Here is a 26284-nt window from a genome sequence, read left to right on the forward strand (position 1 = left end):
CTACTTGTAGGTTTCGGCTATTTCGTAGATTGAGTTGAAGATTTCGATGTCGACATCGGTAAGCTCGACATGGCGGCGTGCCATTACGCGGCGTGCAATGTCGAAGAATTTGGATAGCGACACATCGTTGAATCCTGCCGCTCCGCCTTCGCTGAACGATGCCACGAAGTTGCGCGGGAATCCCGAGCCGTGTATGTTGCAGCCCACTCCCACTACGGTGGCGGTGTTGAACATCGTGTTGATGCCGGCCTTGGTGTGGTCGCCCATAATAAGTCCGCAGAACTGAAGTCCGGTGCGCAGGAACCGGTGGGCGGGATAGTTCCAAAGCTTGGTTTCGGAATAGTCGTTCTTGAGGTTTGACGCTACGCAGTTGGCTCCGAGGTTGCACCATTCGCCTATTACGGCGTTACCGAGGAATCCGTCGTGACCCTTGTTGCTGTATCCGATCATGACGACATTGTTGAGCTCGCCTCCCACTTTGCAATAGGGGCCTATCGTGGTGGCTCCGTAGATTTTTGTGCCCATGTTGACATAAGCGTGCTCGCACAGTGCCAGAGGTCCGCGAATGCAGCTGCCTTCCATGATTTCGGCGTCACGGCCTATGTATATCGGGCCCTTGTTGACATTCAGGATTGCGGCTTCGGCCTTGGCTCCCTCTTCGAGGAATATCTTGGGCGTTCCGTCGGGGAAGCATGGGTCGCCGATTACGGTGCAGGTCGAGCTGAGCTTTTGGCTCTTGGCGTTACGTGTTATGGTCATGAAGTCGTCGAGAAGAGCCTGCTCGTTGAGCATGAATATGTCGGGAAGCATGTTTATGGCGAGAGGCGCTTCGGCGATTTCCAGTGACTCGGCGGGGTTCTCGCCACGGTAGGCGATGGTCTTGCCCTTGCATGTCACGGCTTGTCCCGGATGGAGGTTCTCAAGCATCGTCACAAACTCGGGGGTGGGGCAAACGTTGCCGGCTATGTGGTAGTCGTTGTCACGGTCGGCCTCGACGCGGGGATATTTTATCGAGAGGTATTCGGCCGTAGCATAGGAGTAGGTGCCGGGGAAGGCTTTTTCCCATTTCTGGCGGATGGTAAGTATTCCGAATCGGATATCGGATACGGGGCGCGTAAATGTGATGGGGAGAAAATTTTCACGCGTCGCAGTTTCATCGAAAAGAATAATGTTGCGCATTGTGATTGATGATGGTTTTAAATATATGCAAACATAGCAAAAAAAAGCCGAATCGAGAAATTTGTCACCTTCAATAGCAATTTTTGACAGTGACGATTCATAAACTTAATGACGGTTGGCGTGTTAATTAATTTAAGAAATAGATTTAACACAGAACGATTATGCACATGGCTGACGCATTGGTGTCGCCGGCAGTTGCCGGTGTCGCCGCAGTAGTATCGGTATCGCTATTGGTGGTCGCTGCGAAAAAAATACGCAAAGAATCATCGGACAGTAGTGTAGTGCCCCTGATGGGAGTGATGGGCGCATTCATATTCGCCGCACAGATGATAAATTTCACCATTCCGGGGACGGGGTCGAGCGGACACATCGTAGGAGGAATACTGCTCGGTGCCATACTCGGGCCGTGGGCCGCGCTGCTGACGCTTGCATCGGTGCTTGTGGTCCAGTGCCTCATATTTGCCGACGGCGGCCTTATGGCGCTCGGCTGCAACATACTCAACATGGGTGTCGTGTCGACGCTTATCGCTTATCCGCTGGTGTTCAAGCCCATTATGGGACACGGCACATCGACATGGCGCATGATTGTTGCGTCGATAACCGCAAGCGTGGTGGGACTGGAACTTGGCGCTGTGCTCGTGACGCTTGAAACCGAACTCTCGGGAGTCACGGCGTTGCCTACGGGTGATTTCCTTGCGCTGATGACATCGATACACCTCTTTATCGGAATCGGAGAGGGACTTGCCACTGCCGCCGTGCTCTACTTTGTGCTTAGATACAAGCCATCGCTTCTCGAATGTCGCGCAGAGGCCGGCGCAGGTCACCGCGGTCACTACGGCAAGGCCGCGATAGTGTTCATAAGCATCGCGCTGCTTCTCGGAGTGGCCTTTACGTGGATCGCATCGAGCAATCCCGACGGCCTTGAGTGGTCGATTGAGAACCTTACGGGAAGCAGTGAGCTTACCGGTGGAGTGGGGAGCAAAGTCGCCGACACCCTTGCCGGAGTTCAGACTACGACATCGCTGCTACCCGACTACGACAGCACATGGTCGGGAATAATAGGATGTCTTGTCGTCGTGGCCATAGTGTGGGTCGTGGCTTCGTTGCTCGGCCGACATCAGAGTGTGGGTTCCAAAGCCTAAACCTGTATGGGAGCGCTGGAAAAGGCATTGACCGAGCTGAACGAGGTGGAGCGAATGGCCTGCACGGGCAGCCGCATGCATTCGATCGACCCGAGGGCGAAGCTCATCGTGACGGTGATCTACATCGTTGTCGTGCTGTCGTTTGCCCTTGATTCGCCGGCGGGGATAATACTTTTCTGGGTGTTCCCGATAATAGTGAGCGCCATGTCGGGGATAAGCTATAATGCCGTTTTCGTCAAGTCGCTCTACACGCTCCCTTTCATAATGTTCATCGGCATATTCAACCCTATATTCAATCGTGAGCCTATGCTTTATATAGGTGACATGGCCATATCGAGAGGATGGGTCGAGTTTGTGTCGATAATAATAAGAGGGTTGCTGTCGGTTCAGGCCGTGCTGCTTCTTATAATGTCGACAGGGTTTAACCGGCTGTGTGCGGCTATGGGCAAGCTTGGAGTGCCGTCGATATTCACTACGCAGCTGATGCTGCTCTACCGCTACATATTCGTGCTGCTGGACGAGGCTTTGAGCATGGACCGTGCGAGGACGTCACGCAGCTACGGGCGCAAGAAGTACGGGCTGAAGATGTGGGGCACGTTCATAGGGCAGTTGCTCCTGCGTACGGTAGAACGGGCCCAGCGCATACACCGGGCGATGTTGTCGCGAGGTTTTACGGGAAAGATATTGATGCGCGGCAACATGCACTGGCGGCTTTGCGACACGATTTACGTTGTCGTGTGGTGCCTTCTCTTTGCGGCGGGTCGCTTCTGCGATGTGTCGGGATTGTTTCCATTTACAAGATAGCCTGAATATGAGTCACCACTATGTAAAATTTGATCACGTAAGCTACACCTATCCCGGAGGGTATGAGGCTCTCAAGGATGTGTCGCTCTACATAAGCCACGGTGAAAAAGTGGCCATAGTAGGAGCCAACGGCGCCGGAAAGTCGACGCTGATGCTCCATGTCAACGGGCTTCTTCAACCCACTTCGGGGAGCGTAACAATAGGCGACATCCCCATAACGAAGTCCACGCTTCCGATAATAAGGCAGACGGTGGGGCTCGTGTTCCAGAACCCCGACGACCAGCTATTCATGCCCACCGTGGAGGAGGATGTGGCTTTCGGACCGGTGAACATGAAGCTTCCCGATGACGAGGTGGAGCGTCGCGTGGTGATGGCGCTCGAGGCGGTGGGTGCGACATCGTTGCGCAAGCGTGCGATCTACCAGCTTTCGGGAGGGCAGAAGCGCAGTGTGGCCATAGCCACAGTGTTGTCGATGGAGCCTGACATATTGGTGCTCGACGAGCCGTCGAGCAATCTCGACCCACATTCACGCCGGTTGATGATGGAGCAATTGCGCCGATTCAAGCACACCTGCATAGTGACGACCCATGACATCGACATGGTAAAGGAGCTGTGTGCGCGCACTATAGTCATGGCCGAAGGACGCATAATAGCCGACGGCGCTACCGAGGATGTGTTTCGTGACGAAGAGGTGCTGTGTCAGGGAGGCCTTGTGTGACATCACGGATGAACATAGCTCCGATGCCCGGTGTTATAATCAGTGGACATGAAGATGTCCACCACAGAGGATTGTAACAACCAAAACTAATATAATCATGACCGAAATCACTTATTTGGACCATAGCGGATTCGTGGTAACGTTGCCCGATGTAATAATGGTGTTTGACTACTATCGCGACCCCGCTCATGCTCTCCATAAAATTCTTGAAAAGAAAGCCGAGCTTCCTGTAATATTCTTTGTAAGCCACCATCACCACGATCACTACAATACAGGAATATTCGAGATAGCGCAGAATAATGAACGCACCTATGTGCTGTCGAACGACATATTGGCCGAAAAGGTTCCGTCGACACTCGCCGTTGCCGGAATGAGCGCGGGCGACATCCTGGAGAACCTTCCCGGCGGAATAAAGGTCAAGGCTTACAAGTCGACCGACGAGGGAGTTAGCTTCCTTGTCACGACAGCCGACGGAACCACCATATACCATGCCGGCGATTTCAACGACTGGCACTGGCAGGACGAGTCGACCGAGCGTGAGGCAAGAGTGGCCGACGAGCTATTCAAGAAGATTCTCAACCGCATAGCGTCGGAAAACGAGAAGATCAACATAGCCATGTTCCCTGTCGATGTAAGGCAAGGCAGCGACTTCGCCCGAGGCGCCAAGCTGTTCCTGAAGGCTATAAAGGTCGACGACTTCTTCCCGATGCACTTCGGCGGCGACTACAAAGAGGCTTGCGACTTCTCGGAGTATGCCGAAAGCCCCGAAACGACATTCCATTGCCTGCATAAACCGGGTGAAACCGTGGAGCTGAAATAACAATTATCAGTGACGAATGAATATCTGCGGCGGCAGTTGTGGAGCGACAATGCTTCATGGCTGCCGCCGCTCCATTTTGCGGCCCGGCCAACACGCCTGCGATGGAGTTGAGGTGAAATAACGGCTAAAATATGTTAAAGCATGCAAAATGCGACAAAACATCAATTCAAAAATAAACAAATCGATGCCGAAAAACGTTTTTCGCATTTTTAAGTTGGAAATATTTGGAAAATAGCAATTTAGTAGCTAACTTTGCAAAGTTTTTGAGGGCGATTATGTGCCGGGCAACGTATAATGTTGAATGACAATGCGGTAGCCGGCATTTATATGTATGCTGACAATAAACGAAACTATATAACGATAAAATAAAAATTTAAGTAAAACAAGAACTAAGATGCCTACAATTCAGCAATTAGTAAGAAAAGGACGTGTAGCTCTTGAGGATAAGAGTAAGTCGCCTGCGCTTGACAGCTGTCCCCAGCGTCGTGGCGTATGTGTTCGTGTTTACACAACCACTCCCAAGAAGCCTAACTCGGCTATGCGTAAAGTAGCTCGTGTAAGATTGACTAACGGTAAGGAGGTTAACTCCTATATCCCCGGTGAAGGTCACAACCTTCAGGAACACTCGATCGTTCTCGTTCGCGGTGGCCGTGTTAAGGACCTCCCCGGTGTGCGTTACCACATCGTTCGCGGAACACTTGACACAAGCGGTGTAAAGGATCGCACACAGCGTCGCTCAAAGTACGGGGCAAAGCGTCCGAAACCGGGAGCAGCACCCGCAGCAAAGGGCAAGAAGTAATTAACGGCCCTGCGCGATAAAGCTGAACAAAGAGATAAACAAAACCCAGTTATTTTACAACTTCGTTTTTGATTTATTGGCTTAGCAATTTCGGTTGAGTAAACGAGGCAAGAGAGCCAAGTTGAAGAAAGTAGAAAGCAACCAAGCAACCAAAAACAACAATTTAATTAACAAATGAGAAAAGCAAAACCCAAAAAGCGGGTTATCCTGCCGGATCCCGTTTTCAATGATGTGAGAGTATCAAAGTTCGTTAACCACTTGATGTATGACGGCAAGAAGAATACCTCTTACACAATATTCTATTCGGCTCTTGAAACTGTGAAGTCGAAGATGCCCAACGAAGAGAAGACCGCCCTCGAAATATGGAAGAAGGCTCTCGAGAACATCACTCCCCAGGTGGAGGTGAAGTCGCGTCGTGTAGGTGGTGCAACATTCCAGGTTCCTACTGAAATCCGCCCCGACCGTAAAGAGTCAATATCTATGAAGAACCTCATTCTTTACGCACGCAAGCGCGGTGGAAAGACCATGGCCGACAAGCTTGCAGCTGAAATCGTAGACGCATACAATGAACAAGGAGGTGCTTACAAGCGCAAAGAGGATATGCACAAGATGGCTGAGGCCAACCGCGCATTCGCACACTTCCGTTTCTAATACATTATATGATTCACTAATATCTTTACGATAATGGCAAAAATAGACGATAATTTAAAATATACCCGTAATATCGGTATTATGGCTCACATCGACGCCGGTAAGACCACCACGTCGGAGCGCATCCTCTTCTACACCGGTTTGACCCACAAGATTGGTGAGGTTCATGACGGTGCTGCAACAATGGACTGGATGGAGCAGGAGCAGGAACGCGGTATTACAATTACTTCAGCCGCCACTACCACATTCTGGAAGTATGACGGTGACAAGTACAAAATCAACCTGATTGACACTCCGGGACACGTTGACTTCACTGTCGAGGTAGAGCGTTCGCTCCGCGTGCTTGACGGTGCCGTTGCCACTTTCTGTGCTGTAGGCGGTGTTGAGCCTCAGTCGGAAACCGTATGGCGTCAGGCCGATAAGTACAATGTACCCCGTATCGGTTATGTCAACAAGATGGACCGCTCGGGTGCCAACTTCTTCGAGGTTGTTCGTCAGCTCAAGGAAGTGCTCGGAGCAAACCCCGCTCCCATCCAGATTCCTATCGGTGCTGAGGAAACCTTCAAGGGCGTTGTCGACCTGATTACAATGAAGGCCATCTACTGGCACGACGAGTCAATGGGTGCCGACTATACAGTAGAGGAAATCCCCGCCAACCTCCGCGACGAAGCCGAGGAGTGGCGTGACAAGATGCTTGAGAAGATCGCCGAATTTGACGACGACCTCATGGCAAAATATTTCGACGACCCCAGCACAATCACCGAGGAGGAAATCCGTAAGGCTCTCCGCGCAGCCACTCTTTCGATGTCGGTTGTTCCGATGATTTGCGGTAGCTCGTTCAAGAACAAGGGCGTTCAGTGCCTGCTCGACGCAGTGTGCGCATATCTTCCCTGTCCTACCGATGCCGGTGCAGTTGAAGGTCACGCAGTAGGCAACTCCGATGAGATACTCACCCGCGAGCCCTCAAGCGAAGCTCCCATGTGTGCTCTTGCGTTCAAGATTGCAACCGACCCCTATGTAGGCCGTCTTTGCTTCTTCCGCGTTTACTCGGGTAACATCGAGGCAGGAAGCTACGTTCTCAACAGCCGTTCGGGCAAGAAGGAGCGTGTTTCGCGTCTGTTCCAGATGCACTCCAACAAGCAGAACCCCAAGGAGATGATCGAGTGCGGTGATATAGGTGCCGGAGTAGGATTCAAGGATATCCGCACAGGTGACACCCTTTGCGCCGAGGACGCTCCCATCGTGCTTGAGGCTATGGAGTTCCCCGATCCCGTAATCGGTATCGCAGTAGAGCCCAAGACTCAGAAGGACCTCGACAAGCTCGGAGTAGGCTTGCAGAAGCTTGCAGAAGAAGACCCCACCTTCCGTGTTGAAACCAACGAAGAAACCGGACAGACCGTCATCTCAGGTATGGGTGAGCTTCACCTCGACATCATCATCGACCGTCTTCGTCGTGAGTTCAAGGTAGAGTGCAACCAGGGTCGTCCCCAGGTTACCTACAAGGAAGCAATCACCAAGCCCGTTGAGCTTCGCGAAGTATTCAAGAAGCAGACCGGTGGTCGTGGTAAGTTTGCCGATATCATCGTACGCGTAGAGCCCGTTGACGAAGGCTTCGAGGGCAACCTCCAGTTCATCGACGAGGTTAAGGGCGGTAACATTCCTAAGGAATTCATCCCCTCAATCCAGAAGGGCTTCCAGGCTGCGATGAAGAACGGTGTTCTCGCCGGCTATCCCGTAGAGCAGCTCAAGGTTACCGTAATCGACGGTTCGTTCCACCCGGTTGACTCTGACCAGTTGTCATTTGAGCTTTGTGCCATCCAGGCCTTCAAGAAGGCTTCGGAAAAGGCCGGTCCCGTGCTCATGGAGCCCATCATGAAGATCGAGGTAGTAACCCCCGAAGAGAGCATGGGTGATGTGATCGGTGACTTGAACAAGCGTCGCGGTCAGGTAGAGGGAATGGAAACCAGCCGCAGCGGTGCCCGTGTCGTAAAGGCCAAGGCTCCTCTCGCCGAAATGTTCGGTTACGTAACCGCATTGCGTACAATCACCTCAGGCCGTGCCACCAGCACAATGTCGTTCTCGCACTACGCTGAAGTAAGCAGCTCAATCGCCAAGAATGTACTCACTGAATGCCAGGGCCGTGTAGACTTATTGAAATAATACTTTATTAGAAACAATATGAGCCAAAAAATCAGAATCAAATTAAAATCTTACGACCACAACTTGCTCGACAAGTCGGCTGAAAAGATTGTAAAGACTGTAAAGGCAACCGGTGCGGTGATAAGCGGTCCTATACCTCTGCCCACCCACAAGCGCATCTTCACTGTAAACCGCTCGACTTTCGTAAACAAGAAGTCACGCGAGCAGTTCCAGCTGTCATCATTCAAGCGCCTCATCGACATCTACAACTCGACAGCCAAGACTGTTGACGCGTTGATGAAGCTTGAACTCCCCAGCGGCGTACAAGTTGAGGTAAAGGTCTAAATGAGATTTTAAAAGAAAAAAGGTAATCATTAAAACAATCAAGAGAAATGCCAGGATTATTAGGAAAGAAAATCGGAATGACATCCGTTTTCAGTGCCGACGGTAAGAATGTACCGTGCACTGTTATCGAAGTAGGTCCTTGTGTAGTTACTCAGGTTAAGACAGTCGAAAACGACGGTTATGCAGCCCTTCAGCTCGGATTCGAGGACAAGAAGGACAAGCACACCACCCGTCCCGAGGCAGGTCACTTCAAGAAAGCCGGAGTAACCCCCAAGCGCCACTTGGCCGAGTTCAAAGGATTTGAAGGTGAGTACAACCTTGGTGACACCATTGGCGTTGACTTCTTCAACGAAAACGACTTTGTCGACATTGCAGGCACTTCAAAAGGTAAGGGCTATCAGGGTGTCGTAAAGCGTCACGGCTTCGGCGGTGTGGGTCAGGCTACCCACGGTCAGCACAATCGTCTTCGCAAGCCCGGTTCAATCGGAGCCTGCTCTTACCCCGCAAAGGTGTTCAAGGGCATGCGCATGGCCGGTCAGCTTGGTAACGAGCGCGTAACCGTTCAGAACCTTCAGGTTCTTAAGGTGATCGCCGACCACAATCTATTGTTGATAAAGGGTTCAATCCCCGGAAGTAAAGGTTCAATCGTATTAATTGAGAAATAATGGAACTCGCAATATATAATGTAAAAGGAGAAGACACCGGTCGCAAGGCACAGCTCAACGACGAGGTGTTTGCCATCGAAGCTAACGAGCATGCCGTTTATCTCGATGTAAAGCAGTATCTTGCCAACCAGCGTCAGGGCACACATAAGTCCAAGGAAAGAAGCGAAGTGTCAGGCTCAACCCGTAAGCTTCACAAGCAGAAGGGTGGCGGCGGCAGCCGTATCGGTGACATCAACTCGCCCGTGCTCGTAGGTGGTGGCCGCGTGTTCGGTCCCCGTCCCCGCGACTATCGCTTCAAGCTCAACAAGAAGCTCAAGGCTCTCGCCCGTCGCTCGGCTTTGACCTATAAGGCTCAGGACAATCAGATAATCGTAGTGGAGGACTTCAACTTTGAAGCACCCAAAACTAAAGAATTTGTAAATTTTACTAAAAATTTACAACTCGCTGATAAAAAAGTACTTTTGGTTTTAAAAGACCAAAATAAAAACGTATATTTGTCGGCTCGAAATGTGCCCGGAGCGCAAATTATAACTGCTTCAGATGTAAACACTTATAGTTTGCTCAACAACAAAGCTATCATCCTTACCGAAGGTAGTCTTGAGGTAATTAACAATCTTTAAACAACATAGGAGGAAAATATTACAACAATGGAATTTGAAATAACACCTATCGTTACCGAAAAAGCGACTATGCTTACCGAAAAGCTTAATCGCTACACTTTCCGTGTTTCCCCCGAGGCCAACAAGTTCCAGATCCAGGACTTGGTAGAGAAGCTCTACGGCGTACACGTTGTTAAGGTTAACACGATGATAGTACGAGGAAAGAATAAGGCCCGCTACACCCGCAGCGGCCTTATCAAGGGTAAAACATCGGACTACAAGAAAGCCATCATCACGCTTGCTGATGGTGAAACTATTGACTTTTATAGCAATATATAATAAGAAATGGCAGTAAGAAAATTCAAGCCCACTACACCGGGGCAAAGACACAAGGTTATTGGCGTATTTAAAGGTACGATAACTGCCCGTACGCCAGAGAAATCTCTTACAGTCGGTAGAAAGGCTTCAGGAGGTCGTAACTCCGAAGGCCACCTAACCACCCGTTACCTTGGTGGTGGCCACAAGCGCAAATACCGTATCATAGACTTTAAGAGAACAAAAGACGGTGTACCCGCAGTGGTGAAGTCGATCGAATACGATCCTAACCGTTCGGCTCGTATCGCTCTTCTTTACTATGTTGACGGAGCAAAAGCTTACATAATTGCACCCAACGGCTTAAAGGTTGGCGACAAGGTGGTAAGTGGACCCGACGCAGCTCCCGAGGTAGGCAACGCTCTTCCCTTGAGCAAGATACCCGTAGGTACCGTTATCCACAACATCGAATTGCGCCCCGGCCAGGGAGCCTTCATGGTTCGTTCAGCCGGTACTTTCGCACAGTTGACTTCGCGAGAAGGGGATTACGCAATTATCAAATTACCTTCAGGTGAGACACGTAAGATACTTGCCGCATGCAAGGCTACCATCGGCGTTGTAGGCAACAGCGAGCACTCACTCGAGCAGTCGGGCAAGGCCGGACGCTCACGCTGGCTCGGCCGTCGTCCCCGCAACCGTGGTGTTGTAATGAACCCTGTCGATCACCCCATGGGTGGTGGTGAAGGCCGCGCATCAGGAGGACATCCTCGCTCACGCAAGGGTCTTTACTCTAAGGGTCTTAAGACACGTGCACCGAAGAAGCATTCTTCAAAGTACATTATTGAAAGAAGAAAAAAGTAATCTGATTAATTAAGTAACTATGAGTCGTTCATTAAAAAAAGGCCCATATATCAGCGTAAAGCTGGAGAAGAAGGTCCAAGCAATGGAGGAAAGCGGCAAGAAGTCGGTCATCAAGACCTGGAGCCGCGCTTCAATGATTTCTCCTGAATTTGTTGGACATACTTTTGCAGTGCACAATGGTAATAAATTTATTCCCGTATATGTCACCGAAAACATGGTAGGACACAAGCTCGGCGAGTTTGCACCCACCCGCAATTTCCGTGGACACGGCGGTAATAAGAAGAAATAACAAGGGCCATTGATATAAAAATTTTTGATAAAAAAAGAAATTAAATACAATGGGTGTAAGAAAAAGACAATCAGCTGAATTAAGGAAGGAAGCCCAGAAGACGCAGGCATTTGCCAAGCTTCTCAACATCCCTTCTTCGCCTCGCAAGATGCGCCTCGTCGCTGACATGGTGCGTGGTCAGGAAGTGTTCCGTGCATTGGGTATCCTTAAATTCTCAAATAAAGAAGCTGCAGCTCGAGTAGAAAAGCTGCTCCGCTCAGCAATAGCCAACTGGGAGGCAAAGAACGAAAGAAAGGCCGAAAACGGCGAATTGTACATCAGCACAATCTTCGTTGATCCCGCTCCGATGTTGAAGCGCCTCCGTCCGGCTCCTCAAGGCCGTGGCTACAGAATTCGCAAGCGTGCCAATCACGTGACATTGTTTGTAGACACAATAGATAATAACGCTAAAACTAAGGCATAAGAAATGGGACAGAAAGTAAATCCAATAAGCAACCGCTTGGGTGTCATCCGTGGTTGGGACTCTAACTGGTTTGGTGGCAAGAAGTACGGTGACAATCTGCTCGAGGATTCAAAGTTACGCAAGTACCTTGAAGTCCGTTTAGCCAAGTCAAGCGTTTCACGCATCGTAATCGAGCGCACACTCAAGCTCATCACAATCACAATCTGCACCTCACGTCCCGGACTCATCATCGGTAAGGGCGGACAGGATGTCGACAAGCTGAAGAAAGAGCTCATGAAGATCACCGACAAGGATGTTCAGATCAACATCTTCGAGGTAAAGCGTCCCGAACTCGATGCTCAGATCGTAGCAGCCAACATCGCTCGCCAGATCGAAGGCAAAATCGCCTACCGTCGTGCAGTGAAGATGGCAGTCGCAGCTACAATGCGCAGCGGTGCCGAAGGCATCAAGGTTCAGGTCAGCGGCCGTCTTAACGGTGCTGAAATGGCGCGCAGCGAGATGTTCAAGGAAGGTCGTACACCGCTTCACACACTCCGTGCCGACATCGACTACGCTCTTGTTGAAGCTCACACCAAGGTGGGAGTTATCGGAGTAAAGGTGTGGATTTGCCGCGGTGAGGTTTACGGCAAGCGTGAGCTCGCTCCCTCATTCACCAACACCGGCAAGGAAAGCCGTGGCGGTAACAATGGCGCACCTCGTCGTGGTTTCCGCAAACCTAAAAACAACCGTTAAACGAATTGAATCATCACAACAATGTTACAACCAAAGAAAACTAAATTCCGCCGTCAACAGAAAGGCCGCATGAAAGGCAACGCTCAGCGTGGCAATCAGCTCGCCTTCGGTTCGTTCGGCATTAAGACTTTGGAATCAAAGTGGATCACCGGTCGTCAGATTGAGGCCGCGCGTATTGCTGTGACACGTTACATGCAACGTCAAGGTCAAGTGTGGATCCGCATATTCCCAGATAAGCCCATTACCAAGAAGCCTGCCGAAGTGCGTATGGGTAAAGGTAAAGGTAACCCCGAAGGATTCGTTGCGCCTGTTACCCCGGGCCGCATCCTCATCGAGCTCGAAGGCGTTCCCTTCGATGTAGCAAAGGAAGCTCTCCGCCTTGCAGCTCAGAAGCTCCCCGTGACCACCAAGTTTATCGTGCGTCGCGATTATGACCCAACTCAAAATGTGTAATAGATTATGAAGAACGAAGAAATAAAGGAACTCAGCACTCAGGACCTCAAGGATCGTCTTGAACAGGCTCAAAAGGATTATCTTCAGCAAAAGATAAACCACACGATTTCTCCCATCGATAATCCCGCAAAGATTACACAAGACCGTAAAAACATTGCACGCATGAAGACAGAGTTGCGTCAGCGTGAACTTAACAATAAATAATCCCAAGAAATGGAAGAAAAGAGAAACTTAAGAAAAGAACGTATTGGGGTTGTATCGTCCAACAAGGGTGACAAGACCATCACCGTAATGGTGAAGTGGAAGGAGAAACACCCCATCTATGGTAAGTTTGTCAACAAGACAAAGAAATACCACGCTCATGATGAAAAGAATGAGTGCAGCATTGGCGATACAGTAAGGCTGATGGAAACTCGTCCGTTGAGCAAAACCAAAAGATGGAGATTAGTAGAAATAATCGAAAAAGTTAAGTAATTATGATACAGACAGAAACCCGTTTAACCGTTGCAGACAACAGTGGAGCCAAGGAAGCCCTTTGCATCCACGTACTTGGTGGTACAGGTCGTCGTTACGCCTCAGTGGGCGACATCATCGTAGTTTCGGTGAAGAATGTCATCCCCTCTTCCGACGTAAAGAAGGGTACTGTATCTAAGGCCGTAGTAGTACGCACCAAGAAAGAAGTGCGCCGTCCCGATGGCTCATACATCCGCTTTGATGACAATGCTTGTGTATTGCTCAACAACGCCGGCGAGCTTCGCGGAACCCGTATCTTCGGTCCGGTGGCACGTGAACTCCGCGCTACAAACATGAAGATTGTTTCACTTGCCCCCGAAGTACTTTAAACCATAGTAAAAGAAGTAAACCACAATGAGCAAACTTAATATTAAAAAGGGCGACACAGTATACGTTCTTGCAGGCGAGGACCGCGGTAAGACCGGTCGTGTGCTCACCGTGCAGGTAAGCAAGTGCCGCGCTATCGTTGAAGGTATCAACATGGTATCCAAGAGTACCAAGCCAAATGCAAAGCATCCGCAGGGCGGCATCATAAAGATTGAAGCTCCGGTGCACATCTCTAATCTCGCTCTTCTCGACCCCAAGACAGGCAAGCCCTGTCGCGTAGGTCGTCGTAAGAACGAGGAGGGAAAGACAGTACGTTATTCTAAAAAATCAGGAGAGGAGATTAAGTAATGAGCACAACCACCCTTAAGAAAGACTATAAGGAGCGCATCGTTCCCGCTCTTGAAAAAGAATTCAACTACTCAACCGTAATGCAGGTGCCCCGCCTCAAGAAGATTGTAATCAATCAAGGTCTTGGAGCTGCAACTCAGGATAAGAAGATCATCGAAACCGCTATCAACGAGTTGACCGCAATTACCGGACAGAAAGCTGTTCCCACCTTGTCAAAGAAGGATATCTCTAACTTCAAGGTGCGTAAAAAGAACCCCATCGGTGTACGCGTTACACTGCGTCGCGACAAAATGTACGAGTTCCTGGAGCGTCTTATCCGTGTCGCTCTTCCCCGTATCCGTGACTTCAAGGGCATCGAGAGCAAGCTTGACGGCCGTGGAAACTATACTTTGGGTATCACAGAGCAGATTATCTTCCCCGAAATCAACATCGACACCATCTCCAAGATGATGGGTATGAACATCACCTTCGTAACTTCGGCCAACACCGACGAAGAGGGTTATGCACTGTTGAAGGAATTCGGTCTGCCGTTTAAGAACGCTAAAAACTAAACTATATTATGGCTAAAGAATCAATGAAGGCTCGTGAAGTCAAGAGAGCCAAGCTCGTTGCCAAGTATGCCGCCAAAAAGGCCGCCCTCAAGGCAGCAGGTGACTACGAGGCTCTCCAGTCGCTTCCCAAGAATGCTTCTTCAGTGCGTTTGCACAACCGTTGCAGCATCACAGGCCGTCCCAAGGGTTATATGCGCCAGTTCGGAATTTCACGCATTCAGTTCCGTGAAATGGCATCGGCTGGTCTTATCCCCGGAGTTAAGAAAGCAAGCTGGTAACGCTTATACCCATCCATTAAGAGAGTATTAAATATTGTTCGGAGTAACCCGAATCAATTTAAACAATTTATAAAATGACTGATCCAATAGCAGATTATTTAACAAGATTGAGGAACGCAATCAAAGCTCAACACAGAGTAGTGGAGGTTCCCGCCTCAAACTTGAAAAAAGAAATCACCAAGATTCTTTTTGAACAAGGCTACATTCTTAACTATAAGTTTGTAGAGGGTGAAAATCCCGCAGGCACAATCAAGATAGCCTTAAAATATGACCCTGTTGACAAGGTGAACGCAATCAAGAATCTCAAGCGTGTTTCTCGTCCGGGTCTACGCCAGTACACTGGCTATAAAGATATGCCGAGAGTTTTGAACGGTTTAGGTATCGCCATCCTTTCAACATCAAAGGGTGTTATGACCAACAAGAAAGCCAGTGAGCTCAAGATTGGTGGCGAAGTATTATGTTATGTATACTAATTTAATAGGAGGAAACTACAATGTCAAGAATAGGTAAAGCTCCCATTGAAATACCTGCCGGTGTAACTGTCACCGTAAACGGCGACCTCGTTACCGTAAAGGGCCCCAAGGGCGAACTCTCGCAGAAAGTAAATTCCGATCTCACTGTAAAGGTTGAGGACGGACACGTAGTAGTAACCCGTCCTTCTGATGACCGCGAGCACCGCGCTCAGCACGGCTTGTACCGCGCACTTATCCACAACATGGTGGTAGGCGTGTCGCAGGGCTATCGCAAGGAAATGGAGTTGGTCGGTGTAGGTTACCGCGCCACTTCTGAAGGACAGGTTCTCGAACTGTCGCTCGGTTTCTCCCACGCTATATTCATCAAGCTTCCCAAGGAAGTGAAAGTAGAGGCAAAGACTGAACGTAACAAGAATCCCCTTATCATCCTCGAGAGCGACGACAAGCAACTCCTCGGCCAGGTGTGCGCCAAGATCCGCTCACTCCGCAAGCCCGAGCCGTATAAGGGTAAAGGTATTAAGTTTGTTGGCGAAGTTATCCGTCGCAAGTCGGGTAAGTCGGCAGGTGCTAAATAATTAAAGTAGACAGAATCATGATATCAAAGATACAAAGAAGAAATAAAATCAAGACCCGTATCCGTGGTAAAGTGTCTGGCACCGCCGCACGTCCTCGCATGACGGTGTTCCGCAGCAACAAGCAGATTTATGTTCAGCTCATCGACGACGAGGCAGGAAAGACTCTTTGCGCTTCTTCGTCAAAGGGCCTCGAGGCTGCTCCCAAAATCGAAATGGCAGCCAAGGTTGGCAAGGCTATCGCTGAGAAGGCTCTCGCCGCCGGTATTACTGAGGTAGTTTTCGACCGCAACGGATACCTCTTCCACGGTCGTGTTAAATCATTGGCTGACGCAGCTCGCGAAGGCGGACTTAAATTTTAAGAAAAATGGCATATAAGAATAACAGAGTAAAATCAACCAACGATTTAGAGTTGAAGGACCGCCTTGTTGCCATCAACCGCGTTACCAAGGTTACCAAGGGTGGCCGCACATTTACCTTCGCTGCTATCGTAGTTGTAGGTAACGAAGACGGTATCGTAGGCTGGGGTCTTGGAAAGGCCAATGAAGTCACTGCAGCAATCGCCAAGGGTGTTGAAGCTGCCAAGAAGAACCTTATCCGCGTACCCGTGCACAAAGGCACAATTCCTCACGAACAGGAAGCCAAGTTCGGCGGTTCACGCGTAATCCTCAAGCCTGCATCGCACGGTACCGGAGTTAAGGCCGGTGGTGCAATGCGTGCCGTGCTCGAGAGCGTGGGTATCACCGACGTGCTTGCCAAGTCAAAGGGTTCATCCAACCCCCACAACCTGGTAAAGGCCACCATTGAGGCTCTCGGTGAAATGCGCAGCCCTCTCCAGGTAGCGCAGAATCGTGGTATATCACTGGAAAAAGTATATAACGGTTAAAATCACTTGACACAATGGCAAAGATTAAAATCACTCAGATAAAGAGCCGCATCAACGCTCCTGCAGTGCAGAAGCGCACCCTCGATGCTCTCGGATTGAGAAAAATGCATCACACCGTAATCAAGGAAGACACTCCCGATGTGATGGGTATGGTTAACAGAGTTCGTCACCTCGTAGAAGTGACCAACGCATAATTTTCATGAAGTTATGGAATTAAATAATATTCAACCCTCAGTAGGTTCTGTTAAGGATAAGAAGCGTGTTGGTCGTGGTCCCGGTTCTGGCCGTGGAGGAACATCAACCCGTGGTCACAAGGGTGCAAAATCTCGTTCAGGTTACAAGAACAAGATCGGTTTTGAAGGTGGTCAGATGCCCCTCCAGCGCCGTCTTCCCAAGTTCGGTTTCAAGAACATCAACCGTGTTGAGTACAAGGCCATCAATATCGGCGACCTTGACACTCTTGCTGCCGCAAAGGGCCTTGAAAAGGTTACCCTCGACGACCTTCGTGCCGCAGGATTCATTTCGCGCAAGCAATTGGTGAAGATTCTTGCTAACGGAACAATCACTCGTGCAATCGCTGTTGAAGCCAACGCATTCTCCGAAGCCGCTCAGAAGGCTATCGAAGCTGCCGGTGGTTCAATCGCTAAAGTTTAATGCTAATGAGATTTGTTCAGACATTAAAGAATATTTGGACAATCGAAGAGCTGCGCAAGCGCCTCATCGTGACATTCCTCTTGGTACTCGTGTACCGACTGGGATGTTACGTTGTGTTGCCGGGTATCCATCCCGACGACCTTGATGCCTTGGCCAACTTCACGGCCGGTAGCGGTCTGATGCAGCTCTTGGATATGTTCTCGGGAGGTGCCTTCTCGCAAGCCTCCATCTTTGCATTGGGTATCATGCCCTACATCACGGCTTCAATCGTGATACAGTTGCTCGGCATGGTGCTCCCTTCATTCCAGAAGATGCAAAGGGAAGGCGAGAGCGGACGCCAGAAACTGAACCAATACACCCGTTATCTCACCGTATTTATTCTCTTGCTCCAGGGCCCTGCCTATCTGATCAACCTTCAGATTCAGGTCAACAGCGCAGGAGGTCATGCCGCAATGGGATTTTGGACAGTCGCTTACTTGACTATCATACTTGCCGCAGGCTCCATGTTCATCATGTGGCTTGGTGAGCGCATCACCGATCGCGGTATAGGAAATGGTATCTCTTTCATAATCTTGGTGGGTATTATCGCCCGTCTGCCCCAGGCGCTCTACTATGAATTCGTAAGCCGTTTGCCCGGTTCAACCGGTTCTGAAGGCGGTCTTGTAATGTTCATCGTCGAGCTCATACTCCTCTTCGCCGTAACAGTAGGCGCTGTACTGCTCGTCCAGGGAACCCGCAAGGTGCCCGTGCAGTATGCAAAGCGCATCGTCGGCAACAAGCAGTATGGAGGCGCCCGTCAGTACATACCCCTTAAAGTAAATGCAGCAGGTGTGATGCCTATCATCTTCGCCCAGGCGATAATGTTCATACCCATCACACTCGCCGGATTCGGTGCTCAGGAAAACAGCATCTTCGTGAAGTTCTCCGACATCAACGGATTCGCCTACAACCTCGTTTACTTCATCTTGATTGTAGCCTTCACATACTTCTACACCGCCATCACAGTGCGCCCCGCACAGATGGCCGAAGATATGAAGCGCAACAATGGCTTCATCCCCGGAGTAAAACCCGGTAAGAAGACTGTCGAGTATCTTGACTCGATAATGTCACGCATAACTTTGCCCGGATCGTTGTTCCTCGGTATCGTTGCCATAATGCCGGCATTCGCGCGCCTATTCGGCGTAAGCCAGAATTTCGCGCAGTTCTTCGGTGGAACATCACTGCTGATTCTCGTTGGTGTAGTGCTCGACACTCTCCAGCAAGTTGAATCACACCTGATGATGCACCACTACGACGGCCTTATGAAAAACGGCAAGATCAAGGGACGCACAACCGGTAGTGCTTATTGATGTAAAATCGTTAAAAGCTACTTTTTAAGTATATAATGATCTATCTTAAAACACCTGAAGAAATAGCTTTGATGCGAGAGGCATGTGACCTCGTGAGTCGCACACTTGGCGAAGTCGCCAAGTGGGTGGCTCCGGGCATCACTACGCTCAAGCTTGACACCATTGCCCGTGAATTCATTCAGGACAATGGCGGTCGTCCCGCTTGTCTCGGTTATGGCGGTTTCCCCGGTACACTCTGTATCGAGGTCAATGAGATAGTCGTTCACGGATTTCCGTCCAACTATGCCCTGCGCGAGGGTGACATCGTTGGTCTTGACTGCGTCGTCGAGCTTAACGGCTACAACGGCGACCAATGCTACACATTCCCCGTGGGCGAAGTCGCTCCCGAGGTGCTGCAGCTGATGAAGACAACCAAGGAGTCGCTCTACAAAGGCATCGCCGCCTGCAAGCAAGGCAATCGCATCGGCGATATCGCCAACGCCATCCAGACATATTGCGAGCGCCACGGCTACACCGTAGTTCGCGAAATGTGCGGACACGGAATAGGCAAGAAGATGCACGAGGATCCCGAAGTGCCCAATTACGGACGCCGCGGTGTTGGCCCCATGATTAAAAACGGACTATGCATCGCAATCGAGCCCATGATTAACCTGGGAAGCCGAAACATCGTAATCGAAAGGGACGGCTGGACATGTCGCACCAAGGACCGCAAGCCATCGGCTCACTACGAGCACACAGTGGCCGTGCACGACGGAGAAACTGAAATATTAACTACATTTGATTATATTGACCAAGTGTTGGGCGATAGAGCAATTTAAACTTATTATATGGCAAAACAAGCTGCAATAGAACAAGACGGAACAATTGTCGAGGCATTGAGCAACGCAATGTTTCGTGTAGAATTGGAGAATGGTCATGAAATCACTGCCCACATCTCCGGCAAGATGCGTATGCATTATATCAGAATATTGCCAGGTGACAAGGTGAGGGTGGAGATGTCTCCCTACGACTTGTCCAAAGGCAGAATCGCATTTAGATACAAATAATAAAAAGCATAAGATATGAAAGTAAGAGCCTCAATTAAGAAGCGTACTCCCGACAGCAAAATCGTGCGTCGCAAGGGTCGCCTTTACGTGATTAATAAGAAAAATCCTAAGTATAAACAGCGTCAAGGATAATTTTTGTTATTTTTGCAGAAAATTTAGTCAAACAATATGGCAGTTAGAATCGTGGGAGTGGACCTCCCCCAAAACAAAAGAGGTGAAATCGCCTTGACTTATATATTCGGCATCGGTCGTAGCGCCGCAAACTCTATCCTTGAGAAAGCCGGAGTGGACAAAAACATTAAGGTTAAAGACTGGACCGACGCTCAAGCCGCAGCTGTACGTGAAGTTATCGGCCACGACTACAAAGTAGAGGGTGACCTCCGCAGCGAAATCCAGCTAAACATCAAGCGCCTTATGGACATCGGTTGCTATCGTGGCATCCGTCACCGTATCGGTCTGCCCGTGCGCGGTCAGAGCACTAAGAACAATGCCCGCACTCGCAAGGGTCGCAAGAAAACAGTTGCTAACAAAAAGAAAGCTACAAAATAATAAATTAGTATGGCAAAAAAGACAGTCGCAGCAAAGAAGAGAAACGTTAAGGTTGACGCAAACGGTCAGCTCCATGTTCACTCATCTTTCAACAACATTATCGTGTGCTTAGCCAACTCTGAAGGTCAGGTGATCTCTTGGTCAAGCGCAGGTAAGATGGGCTTCCGTGGCTCAAAGAAGAATACTCCTTATGCAGCCCAGATGGCAGCTCAGGATTGCGCTAAGGTCGCTTACGACCTCGGTCTGCGCAAAGTGAAGGCCTATGTGAAAGGCCCCGGAAACGGTCGTGAATCTGCTATCCGCACGGTTCATGGACAAGGCATTGAGGTAACCGAGATTATCGACGTTACTCCGCTGCCCCACAACGGATGTCGTCCTCCCAAGCGTCGTCGTGTATAATCCGTCAATTCCTGTAAATTCACTAATTTATAAAATTACGGCTTGACTGCGGATAAGCATTGAATGTGAATAGACCACAATTTTTATCACCTCTCTGTGGTCGCGGCTGCACTAAGGTGTCAATCCTCAATCAAACCTAAAATTCAAGACAAAAAAATGGCAAGATATACTGGACCAAAAACTAAGATTGCTCGTAAATTCGGCGAGCCTATCTTCGGTGCTGACAAAGTTCTCGCTCACAAGAATTATCCTCCGGGCCAGCACGGCGTCAACAAGCGCCGCAAGACCTCCGAGTACGGCGTTCAGCTCCGTGAGAAGCAAAAGGCTAAATACACCTACGGAGTCCTCGAAAAGCAGTTCCGCAATCTCTTTGAGCGTGCATCACGCACTAAGGGTATCAAGGGTGAGGTGCTCCTACAGCTCCTTGAGTCACGCCTCGACAACATCGTATACCGTCTTGGCATAGCTCCCACCCGTGCAGCTGCCCGTCAGCTCGTGCTTCATCGCCACATTACTGTTAACGGTGGTGTTGTGAACATCGCTTCCTATCATGTAAACCCCGGTGATGTTATCGGTGTTCGCGAGCGCTCTAAGTCGCTCGAGGTTATCGCCGACGCTCTCGCCGGTTTCAACCACAGCAAGTATCCCTGGCTCGAATGGGACGAAGCTCTTAAGGTAGGAAAGATGCTCCATGTGCCCACTCGCGAAGACATTCCTGAAAACATTAAGGAGCAGCTAATCGTCGAGTTGTATTCTAAGTAATCAATTTAAAAACGTAGATCCATGGCTATTTTAGCATTTCAAAAACCTGACAAGGTCGTCATGTTGGAAGCCGATAATTTCTTCGGTAAGTTCGAGTTCAAGCCATTGGAGCCCGGATATGGCATAACTGTAGGTAATGCGCTCCGTCGCATTCTCCTCTCCTCGCTCGAGGGTTTTGCCATTTCCTCGATTCGCATTGATGGCGTTAAGCATGAGTTTGACACCGTGCCCGGTGTCAAGGAAGATGTAACCAACATCATCCTCAACCTCAAGAAGGTTGACCTCAAGCAGATTGTCGAAGATACCGAATCTGAAAAGGCTACCATCACCGTGTCGGGCCAGGAGGTGTTCAAGGCCGGTGACATTGGCAAGGCGCTTACAGGATTTGAGGTTCTCAACCCTGACCAGGTCATTTGTCATTTGGATCCCAGCGCAAGTTTCCAGCTTGACCTCACAATAAACAAGGGTCGTGGTTGGGTCCCCGCCGATGAAAATAGCACCCCCAACGATGCTATCGATGTAATCGCTATCGACTCAATATACACTCCCATCAAAAATGTGAAGTACACCGTTGAGAACTTCCGCGTTGACCAAAAGACCGACTACGAAAAACTGATTATTGAGATTACAACCAACGGTTCCATTCTTCCTAAGGACGCCCTTAAGGAGGCCGCTAAGATTTTGATTTACCACTTCATGCTATTCTCCGACGAGAAGATAACTCTCGAAGCTACCGAAAACGACAGCAACGAAGAGTTTGACGAAGAAGTGCTCCGCATGCGTCAGCTCCTCAAGTCTAAGCTCGTCGACATGGACCTCTCAGTCCGTGCGCTTAACTGCTTGAAGAGCGCTGAAGTGGAAACCCTTGGCGAACTTGTAGTGTTCAACAAGACCGATCTCTTGAAGTTCCGCAACTTCGGTAAGAAATCTCTCACCGAGCTCGATGAGCTTCTGGCCAACCTTAACCTGTCATTCGGAATGGACATTTCAAAGTATAAATTAGATAAAGAGTAATAAACGATGAGACATAATAAAAAATTCAACCATCTTGGCCGCAAGAAAGCTCACCGCGATGCTTTGCTCGCTAATATGACCGTTTCGCTCATCATGCACAAGCGCATCTTCACTACGCTTGCCAAGGCTAAGGCTCTTCGCATGTACGCTGAACCCCTTATTAACTGCGCCAAGGAAGACAATACTCCCAACCGTCGTCTTGTTTTCAGCCATCTCCAGAACAAATATGCCGTTACTGAGCTGTTCCGCGAAATCGCTCAGAAGATCGCTGACCGCAACGGTGGCTACACCCGCATCCTTAAGACCGGCAACCGCCTTGGTGACAACGCCAAGACTTGCTTCATCGAGCTCGTTGACTACAACGAAAACATGCTCAAGGAGAAGGGCGCAAAGAAGCAGGGCCGCACTCGCCGCTCTCGCAAGAGCACTGCTGCTCCCGCAGCCGAAGCTCCCGCAGCACCCGCTGCCGAGGCTACTGCAGCACCCGAGGCTCCCGCAGCCGAATAAATATCGACAATTACATTCAATTGTTAATATCGTTAATCGCCGTGCATTGCGCACGGCGATTTTTTTGCCCCCTTTTATCTATAATTAAGTGTAATCGATAATATTATTAACGAAATTTGTTAATGGCTATTCCTTTTTTTTGTAACTTTGTCATCAAGAAATTTGACCAAAAAATCCCAACAACATAATTTTAGTTTTAACATTATGAAAATCGAAAAAATCATTGGACGTGAGGTCCTCGACTCTCGTGGCAATCCCACTGTTGAAGTAGATGTAATTCTTGAATCAGGTGCATGCGGCCGTGCTTCTGTTCCCTCCGGCGCTTCTACCGGTGTTAATGAAGCTCTCGAGCTCCGTGACGGCGACAAGAGCCGTTACATGGGCAAGGGTGTTACAAAGGCTGTGGCCAATGTAAACGGTCCTATCGCCGAGGCTCTCGTTGGTATGTCAGCTCTTGACCAGATCAAGATCGACGAAACAATGCTCGCCCTCGACGGTACTGAAACTAAGTCAAACCTCGGTGCAAATGCCATCCTCGGTGTATCACTCGCCGTTGCCAAGGCTGCTGCCGACTATCTTGACCTTCCCCTTTACAAATACATCGGCGGTTGCAACTCTTACGCTCTTCCCGTGCCTATGATGAACATCATAAACGGTGGTGCGCACTCTGATGCTCCCATTGCCTTCCAGGAATTCATGATTCGTCCCATCGGTGCTTGCTGCTTCAAGGAAGGTATCCGCATGGGTACTGAAGTATTCCACAACCTTAAGTCAGTTCTTAAGGCTCGCGGCCTCTCTACCGCTGTCGGCGACGAAGGTGGTTTCGCTCCCAACCTTGACGGTACTGAGGATGCCCTCAACGTAATCATGCAGGCTATCGAGAAGGCCGGTTATGTTCCCGGAAAGGATGTTACTATCGGTCTTGACTGCGCTTCTTCTGAGTTCTACAAGGACGGTATCTACGACTACACCTGGAAGCAGGCCGACGGTCCCAAGTACACCTCTGCTCAGCAGGCTGAATACCTCAAGACTCTCGTTGAAACTTACCCCATCGACTCTATCGAGGACGGTATGGCCGAAAACGACTGGGAAGGCTGGAAGATTCTTACCGACATGATTGGCGACCGTTGCCAGCTTGTAGGTGACGACCTCTTCGTTACCAATGTTAAGTACCTCAAGAAGGGTATCGACATGGGTTGCGCCAACTCAATCCTTGTAAAGGTTAACCAGATCGGTTCTCTTACCGAAACTCTCCGCGCCGTAGAACTCGCTCAGCGCAATGGCTACACCGCAGTTATCTCTCACCGTTCTGGTGAAACTGAGGATGCTACTATCGCCGACATCGCAGTTGCTACCAACGCCGGACAGATCAAGACCGGTTCTGCAAGCCGTTCCGACCGTATGGCTAAGTACAACCAGCTTCTCCGCATCCAGGAAGAGCTCGGTAGCGATGCCGCTTACGGTTATGGCAAGCGCACCAAGATGCCTCAGGCTTAATTGATTCCTGAATCATTGAAAATAATAAATCGGCCGACTCATTGAGTCGGCCGATTGTTTTTTATAGCTGTATGTCGTTGCTTCTGTTTAGACTATGGGGTAGGGCGCTTAATACACCAGGCGTATTATCCTTATTCCCGATGCCGAGCGATTCTTTCTCATGTATTCCGACAGCGGATCACTGTCGATTACAACCGATTTCTTGGCCGATGACGCGTGCATCAGGTGCGGAACCCCGTCCTTCATCACTATGATGCCTAAATGCTGCACATCCAGCCCCGGCGTTTTAGTCGTTATCGCAATTATGTCGCCGTCACGCATTGCCTTTATCACATCCTTCGACGAGCACTTCGACGACTTGATGTAGGGGTATCGGTGGCTTCGGTAGCCTATCTCCGCGCTCCTCATGCGCTCATACTCCGCCGAGTCGGCCAATGCCGGATATTGGTCACGGTGCGTCGACATGAAGTCGATAGTCTTTACGGCATATTGCACTCCCGGGAAGTTTGATGTCGCCTCTTTAATTATACCGCGGTGCGCGTTGTCGATTATCCAGTCGCTCACATAGTGCAGGCGTGACGCATATCCGTTAAGCTTGCCTCCGCGGTATCTCATTCTTTCAAGATTATATAGGAAGTCACGCCATGAAGTGCGGCCTTCGTTCACGGTATAGGCCATTGCCGCCACATTTTCCACAAATGTCGTGCAGTCCATGCCGTCCATGTTCACCGTTATTCTCTCGGGCGAGCCCTCGAGAGTCGACGCCTCGTAGGGAGTACCCAGAAGCTGCTTGCCTATATATGATATGAGGACTTCCGGTTTGGCATTGCCGTTCTCCGCTTTAGCCGATATCAATATCTCGTTTATGCGCAAGGTGTCCGATTCCTCATTGTGAAATCTCACCTCCGACGGACTCGATGCGGCTGCACTCAATGCCGCTGCCGTGAATATTATGCTTGTTAAGAATCCTTTCATGATTTTTCCTGTACTTATACATGACAAAATTACGAAAAAGAGCAGTAATTACCAAACGTCGTAGCCGCTCATTTCCGTATCATGCATGATTTTGCAATTTGCCGGCTAAAATTTATTTTCGCGGTAATCGGTTGTGGGGTAGGGTGTTGGTGATTCGATGAAAAATAATTTGAAAATTTAAGGTCAAAATGTTTGGAGAATTAAAATCAATCCTCTAACTTTGCACTCGCTTTTGGAAATCAAGGGTAATGCAATGGAGATTGCGAGGCTCTGAAAAGCCTGCTTGAAAAGTTAAGAACAAAGATTGCAGTGAAAAAGTTGTTAAAAATTTTGCCAATCCAAAAAATCGATATAACTTTGCAAAACCTTTCCGCTTCTAAATTTTGAAGCACTTCACCAAGCGCGGTGAAGCGAAAGCAACGAGAACATTGAAAGAGTTAAATAGACAAGAAGTAGTACAAGAGCAGTCAGTCTTTTGAGGCTGACGCCTCAAGTCAATCTACGTGATTCAATAGGTCAGCGGAACCTGAAGCCGACTGTGGTCGCAAGACAACAGAGAAAAATAAGAGAAAAGATACAAACAACGAAGAGTTTGATCCTGGCTCAGGATGAA

Annotated in this window: 40 protein-coding genes; 38 read left to right on the forward strand and 2 right to left on the reverse strand. The window is 49.5% G+C overall.

The window, feature by feature from the left end; genetic code table 11:
- Nucleotides 1-1179, reverse strand: a complete 1179-nt coding sequence (locus E5354_RS06465) for a putative sugar nucleotidyl transferase (protein WP_123395754.1) — start codon at nt 1177-1179, stop codon at nt 1-3.
- A 167-nt stretch (nt 1180-1346) separates the two neighbouring features.
- Here E5354_RS06465 and E5354_RS06470 point away from each other — a divergent pair, with 167 nt between their 5' ends.
- The 38 genes from E5354_RS06470 (at nt 1347) to eno (ending at nt 24696) form a co-directional block, all read left to right on the forward strand.
- The gene (locus tag E5354_RS06470; protein ID WP_246863752.1) at nt 1347-2321 is read left to right on the forward strand and encodes an energy-coupling factor ABC transporter permease; all 975 of its coding nucleotides are present in this window, start codon (nt 1347-1349) and stop codon (nt 2319-2321) included.
- A 6-nt stretch (nt 2322-2327) separates the two neighbouring features.
- Nucleotides 2328-3125 (forward strand): cobalt ECF transporter T component CbiQ, encoded by a 798-nt coding sequence (gene cbiQ, locus E5354_RS06475; RefSeq protein ID WP_123395756.1) that lies wholly within the window; start codon nt 2328-2330, stop codon nt 3123-3125.
- Nucleotides 3126-3132: 7 nt separating this feature from the next.
- Nucleotides 3133-3843, forward strand: coding sequence for an energy-coupling factor ABC transporter ATP-binding protein (locus E5354_RS06480; RefSeq protein ID WP_135946841.1), 711 nt, complete (start codon nt 3133-3135; stop codon nt 3841-3843).
- A gap of 97 nt (nt 3844-3940) precedes the next feature.
- Nucleotides 3941-4663 carry an MBL fold metallo-hydrolase gene (locus E5354_RS06485; protein ID WP_135946842.1) on the forward strand — a complete coding sequence of 241 codons (723 nt, stop codon included), beginning with the start codon at nt 3941-3943 and terminating at the stop codon, nt 4661-4663.
- A 394-nt stretch (nt 4664-5057) separates the two neighbouring features.
- Nucleotides 5058-5462 (forward strand): 30S ribosomal protein S12, encoded by a 405-nt coding sequence (gene rpsL / locus E5354_RS06490; RefSeq protein WP_121699841.1) that lies wholly within the window; start codon nt 5058-5060, stop codon nt 5460-5462.
- A 174-nt stretch (nt 5463-5636) separates the two neighbouring features.
- A complete protein-coding gene (gene rpsG, locus E5354_RS06495) occupies nt 5637-6113 on the forward strand; it encodes a 30S ribosomal protein S7 (RefSeq protein ID WP_123395759.1) in 477 nt (158 codons plus the stop codon).
- Nucleotides 6114-6146: 33 nt separating this feature from the next.
- On the forward strand, nt 6147-8273 hold the full coding sequence (gene fusA / locus E5354_RS06500) for an elongation factor G (RefSeq protein ID WP_123395760.1): 2127 nt from the start codon (nt 6147-6149) through the stop codon (nt 8271-8273).
- 18 nt (nt 8274-8291) lie between these two features.
- Nucleotides 8292-8597, forward strand: coding sequence for a 30S ribosomal protein S10 (gene rpsJ / locus E5354_RS06505; protein ID WP_123395761.1), 306 nt, complete (start codon nt 8292-8294; stop codon nt 8595-8597).
- A 47-nt stretch (nt 8598-8644) separates the two neighbouring features.
- A complete protein-coding gene (gene rplC / locus E5354_RS06510; RefSeq protein ID WP_123395762.1) occupies nt 8645-9262 on the forward strand; it encodes a 50S ribosomal protein L3 in 618 nt (205 codons plus the stop codon).
- Entirely contained in the window at nt 9262-9882 is a 621-nt protein-coding gene (gene rplD, locus E5354_RS06515) for a 50S ribosomal protein L4 (RefSeq protein ID WP_123395763.1), read from the forward strand. The genes rplC and rplD overlap by 1 nt, the downstream gene beginning before the upstream one ends.
- Before the next feature lie 27 nt (nt 9883-9909).
- On the forward strand, nt 9910-10200 hold the full coding sequence (rplW, locus tag E5354_RS06520; protein ID WP_123395764.1) for a 50S ribosomal protein L23: 291 nt from the start codon (nt 9910-9912) through the stop codon (nt 10198-10200).
- Between the two features lie 6 nt (nt 10201-10206).
- Nucleotides 10207-11034 carry a 50S ribosomal protein L2 gene (gene rplB, locus E5354_RS06525; protein ID WP_123395765.1) on the forward strand — a complete coding sequence of 276 codons (828 nt, stop codon included), beginning with the start codon at nt 10207-10209 and terminating at the stop codon, nt 11032-11034.
- Nucleotides 11035-11053: 19 nt separating this feature from the next.
- A complete protein-coding gene (gene rpsS, locus E5354_RS06530) occupies nt 11054-11323 on the forward strand; it encodes a 30S ribosomal protein S19 (RefSeq protein ID WP_123395766.1) in 270 nt (89 codons plus the stop codon).
- Between the two features lie 49 nt (nt 11324-11372).
- A complete protein-coding gene (rplV, locus tag E5354_RS06535) occupies nt 11373-11786 on the forward strand; it encodes a 50S ribosomal protein L22 (protein WP_123395767.1) in 414 nt (137 codons plus the stop codon).
- A gap of 3 nt (nt 11787-11789) precedes the next feature.
- A complete protein-coding gene (rpsC, locus tag E5354_RS06540) occupies nt 11790-12518 on the forward strand; it encodes a 30S ribosomal protein S3 (protein ID WP_123395768.1) in 729 nt (242 codons plus the stop codon).
- 21 nt (nt 12519-12539) lie between these two features.
- Complete coding sequence (gene rplP, locus E5354_RS06545) at nt 12540-12971, forward strand: 50S ribosomal protein L16 (RefSeq protein WP_121699831.1); 432 nt, start codon at nt 12540-12542, stop codon at nt 12969-12971.
- A 6-nt stretch (nt 12972-12977) separates the two neighbouring features.
- Nucleotides 12978-13175, forward strand: a complete 198-nt coding sequence (gene rpmC / locus E5354_RS06550; protein WP_123395769.1) for a 50S ribosomal protein L29 — start codon at nt 12978-12980, stop codon at nt 13173-13175.
- A 9-nt stretch (nt 13176-13184) separates the two neighbouring features.
- A complete protein-coding gene (gene rpsQ / locus E5354_RS06555) occupies nt 13185-13445 on the forward strand; it encodes a 30S ribosomal protein S17 (protein WP_123395770.1) in 261 nt (86 codons plus the stop codon).
- A 2-nt stretch (nt 13446-13447) separates the two neighbouring features.
- Entirely contained in the window at nt 13448-13813 is a 366-nt protein-coding gene (rplN, locus tag E5354_RS06560; protein WP_123395771.1) for a 50S ribosomal protein L14, read from the forward strand.
- 25 nt (nt 13814-13838) lie between these two features.
- A complete protein-coding gene (rplX, locus tag E5354_RS06565; RefSeq protein ID WP_123395772.1) occupies nt 13839-14159 on the forward strand; it encodes a 50S ribosomal protein L24 in 321 nt (106 codons plus the stop codon).
- Nucleotides 14159-14710, forward strand: coding sequence for a 50S ribosomal protein L5 (gene rplE / locus E5354_RS06570; RefSeq protein WP_123395773.1), 552 nt, complete (start codon nt 14159-14161; stop codon nt 14708-14710). The genes rplX and rplE overlap by 1 nt, the downstream gene beginning before the upstream one ends.
- Before the next feature lie 8 nt (nt 14711-14718).
- Nucleotides 14719-14988 carry a 30S ribosomal protein S14 gene (rpsN, locus tag E5354_RS06575; protein ID WP_123395774.1) on the forward strand — a complete coding sequence of 90 codons (270 nt, stop codon included), beginning with the start codon at nt 14719-14721 and terminating at the stop codon, nt 14986-14988.
- Nucleotides 14989-15062: 74 nt separating this feature from the next.
- Nucleotides 15063-15461, forward strand: coding sequence for a 30S ribosomal protein S8 (gene rpsH / locus E5354_RS06580; protein WP_123395775.1), 399 nt, complete (start codon nt 15063-15065; stop codon nt 15459-15461).
- A gap of 20 nt (nt 15462-15481) precedes the next feature.
- Nucleotides 15482-16036, forward strand: a complete 555-nt coding sequence (gene rplF / locus E5354_RS06585) for a 50S ribosomal protein L6 (RefSeq protein ID WP_123395776.1) — start codon at nt 15482-15484, stop codon at nt 16034-16036.
- 17 nt (nt 16037-16053) lie between these two features.
- Nucleotides 16054-16395, forward strand: coding sequence for a 50S ribosomal protein L18 (rplR, locus tag E5354_RS06590; protein ID WP_123395777.1), 342 nt, complete (start codon nt 16054-16056; stop codon nt 16393-16395).
- Between the two features lie 5 nt (nt 16396-16400).
- The gene (gene rpsE, locus E5354_RS06595) at nt 16401-16919 is read left to right on the forward strand and encodes a 30S ribosomal protein S5 (protein ID WP_123395778.1); all 519 of its coding nucleotides are present in this window, start codon (nt 16401-16403) and stop codon (nt 16917-16919) included.
- A gap of 14 nt (nt 16920-16933) precedes the next feature.
- On the forward strand, nt 16934-17113 hold the full coding sequence (rpmD, locus tag E5354_RS06600; RefSeq protein WP_123395779.1) for a 50S ribosomal protein L30: 180 nt from the start codon (nt 16934-16936) through the stop codon (nt 17111-17113).
- A 13-nt stretch (nt 17114-17126) separates the two neighbouring features.
- Nucleotides 17127-17573, forward strand: a complete 447-nt coding sequence (gene rplO, locus E5354_RS06605) for a 50S ribosomal protein L15 (RefSeq protein WP_123395780.1) — start codon at nt 17127-17129, stop codon at nt 17571-17573.
- 5 nt (nt 17574-17578) lie between these two features.
- Nucleotides 17579-18922 carry a preprotein translocase subunit SecY gene (gene secY / locus E5354_RS06610; protein WP_123395814.1) on the forward strand — a complete coding sequence of 448 codons (1344 nt, stop codon included), beginning with the start codon at nt 17579-17581 and terminating at the stop codon, nt 18920-18922.
- A 35-nt stretch (nt 18923-18957) separates the two neighbouring features.
- Nucleotides 18958-19740, forward strand: coding sequence for a type I methionyl aminopeptidase (gene map / locus E5354_RS06615; protein ID WP_135946843.1), 783 nt, complete (start codon nt 18958-18960; stop codon nt 19738-19740).
- Nucleotides 19741-19749: 9 nt separating this feature from the next.
- A complete protein-coding gene (gene infA, locus E5354_RS06620; RefSeq protein ID WP_121699817.1) occupies nt 19750-19968 on the forward strand; it encodes a translation initiation factor IF-1 in 219 nt (72 codons plus the stop codon).
- Nucleotides 19969-19983: 15 nt separating this feature from the next.
- Nucleotides 19984-20100: a type B 50S ribosomal protein L36 gene (gene ykgO / locus E5354_RS06625; protein ID WP_068961805.1), complete on the forward strand. Its 117-nt coding sequence runs from the start codon at nt 19984-19986 to the stop codon at nt 20098-20100.
- Between the two features lie 36 nt (nt 20101-20136).
- Complete coding sequence (gene rpsM / locus E5354_RS06630; protein ID WP_123395782.1) at nt 20137-20517, forward strand: 30S ribosomal protein S13; 381 nt, start codon at nt 20137-20139, stop codon at nt 20515-20517.
- A gap of 9 nt (nt 20518-20526) precedes the next feature.
- Nucleotides 20527-20916 carry a 30S ribosomal protein S11 gene (gene rpsK / locus E5354_RS06635; RefSeq protein WP_123395783.1) on the forward strand — a complete coding sequence of 130 codons (390 nt, stop codon included), beginning with the start codon at nt 20527-20529 and terminating at the stop codon, nt 20914-20916.
- Between the two features lie 156 nt (nt 20917-21072).
- A complete protein-coding gene (rpsD, locus tag E5354_RS06640) occupies nt 21073-21678 on the forward strand; it encodes a 30S ribosomal protein S4 (protein WP_123395784.1) in 606 nt (201 codons plus the stop codon).
- Nucleotides 21679-21699: 21 nt separating this feature from the next.
- A complete protein-coding gene (locus E5354_RS06645) occupies nt 21700-22692 on the forward strand; it encodes a DNA-directed RNA polymerase subunit alpha (protein ID WP_123395785.1) in 993 nt (330 codons plus the stop codon).
- Between the two features lie 6 nt (nt 22693-22698).
- On the forward strand, nt 22699-23199 hold the full coding sequence (gene rplQ / locus E5354_RS06650; RefSeq protein ID WP_123395786.1) for a 50S ribosomal protein L17: 501 nt from the start codon (nt 22699-22701) through the stop codon (nt 23197-23199).
- A gap of 204 nt (nt 23200-23403) precedes the next feature.
- The gene (gene eno / locus E5354_RS06655) at nt 23404-24696 is read left to right on the forward strand and encodes a phosphopyruvate hydratase (protein ID WP_135946844.1); all 1293 of its coding nucleotides are present in this window, start codon (nt 23404-23406) and stop codon (nt 24694-24696) included.
- Between the two features lie 108 nt (nt 24697-24804).
- Here eno and E5354_RS06660 read toward each other — a convergent pair whose 3' ends face one another.
- Nucleotides 24805-25671: an N-acetylmuramoyl-L-alanine amidase-like domain-containing protein gene (locus E5354_RS06660; RefSeq protein WP_135946845.1), complete on the reverse strand. Its 867-nt coding sequence runs from the start codon at nt 25669-25671 to the stop codon at nt 24805-24807.
- Between the last annotated feature and the right edge of the window lie 613 nt (nt 25672-26284).

It is taken from the genome of Muribaculum sp. NM65_B17 (assembly GCF_004793735.1).
GTDB lineage: Bacteria > Bacteroidota > Bacteroidia > Bacteroidales > Muribaculaceae > Muribaculum > Muribaculum gordoncarteri.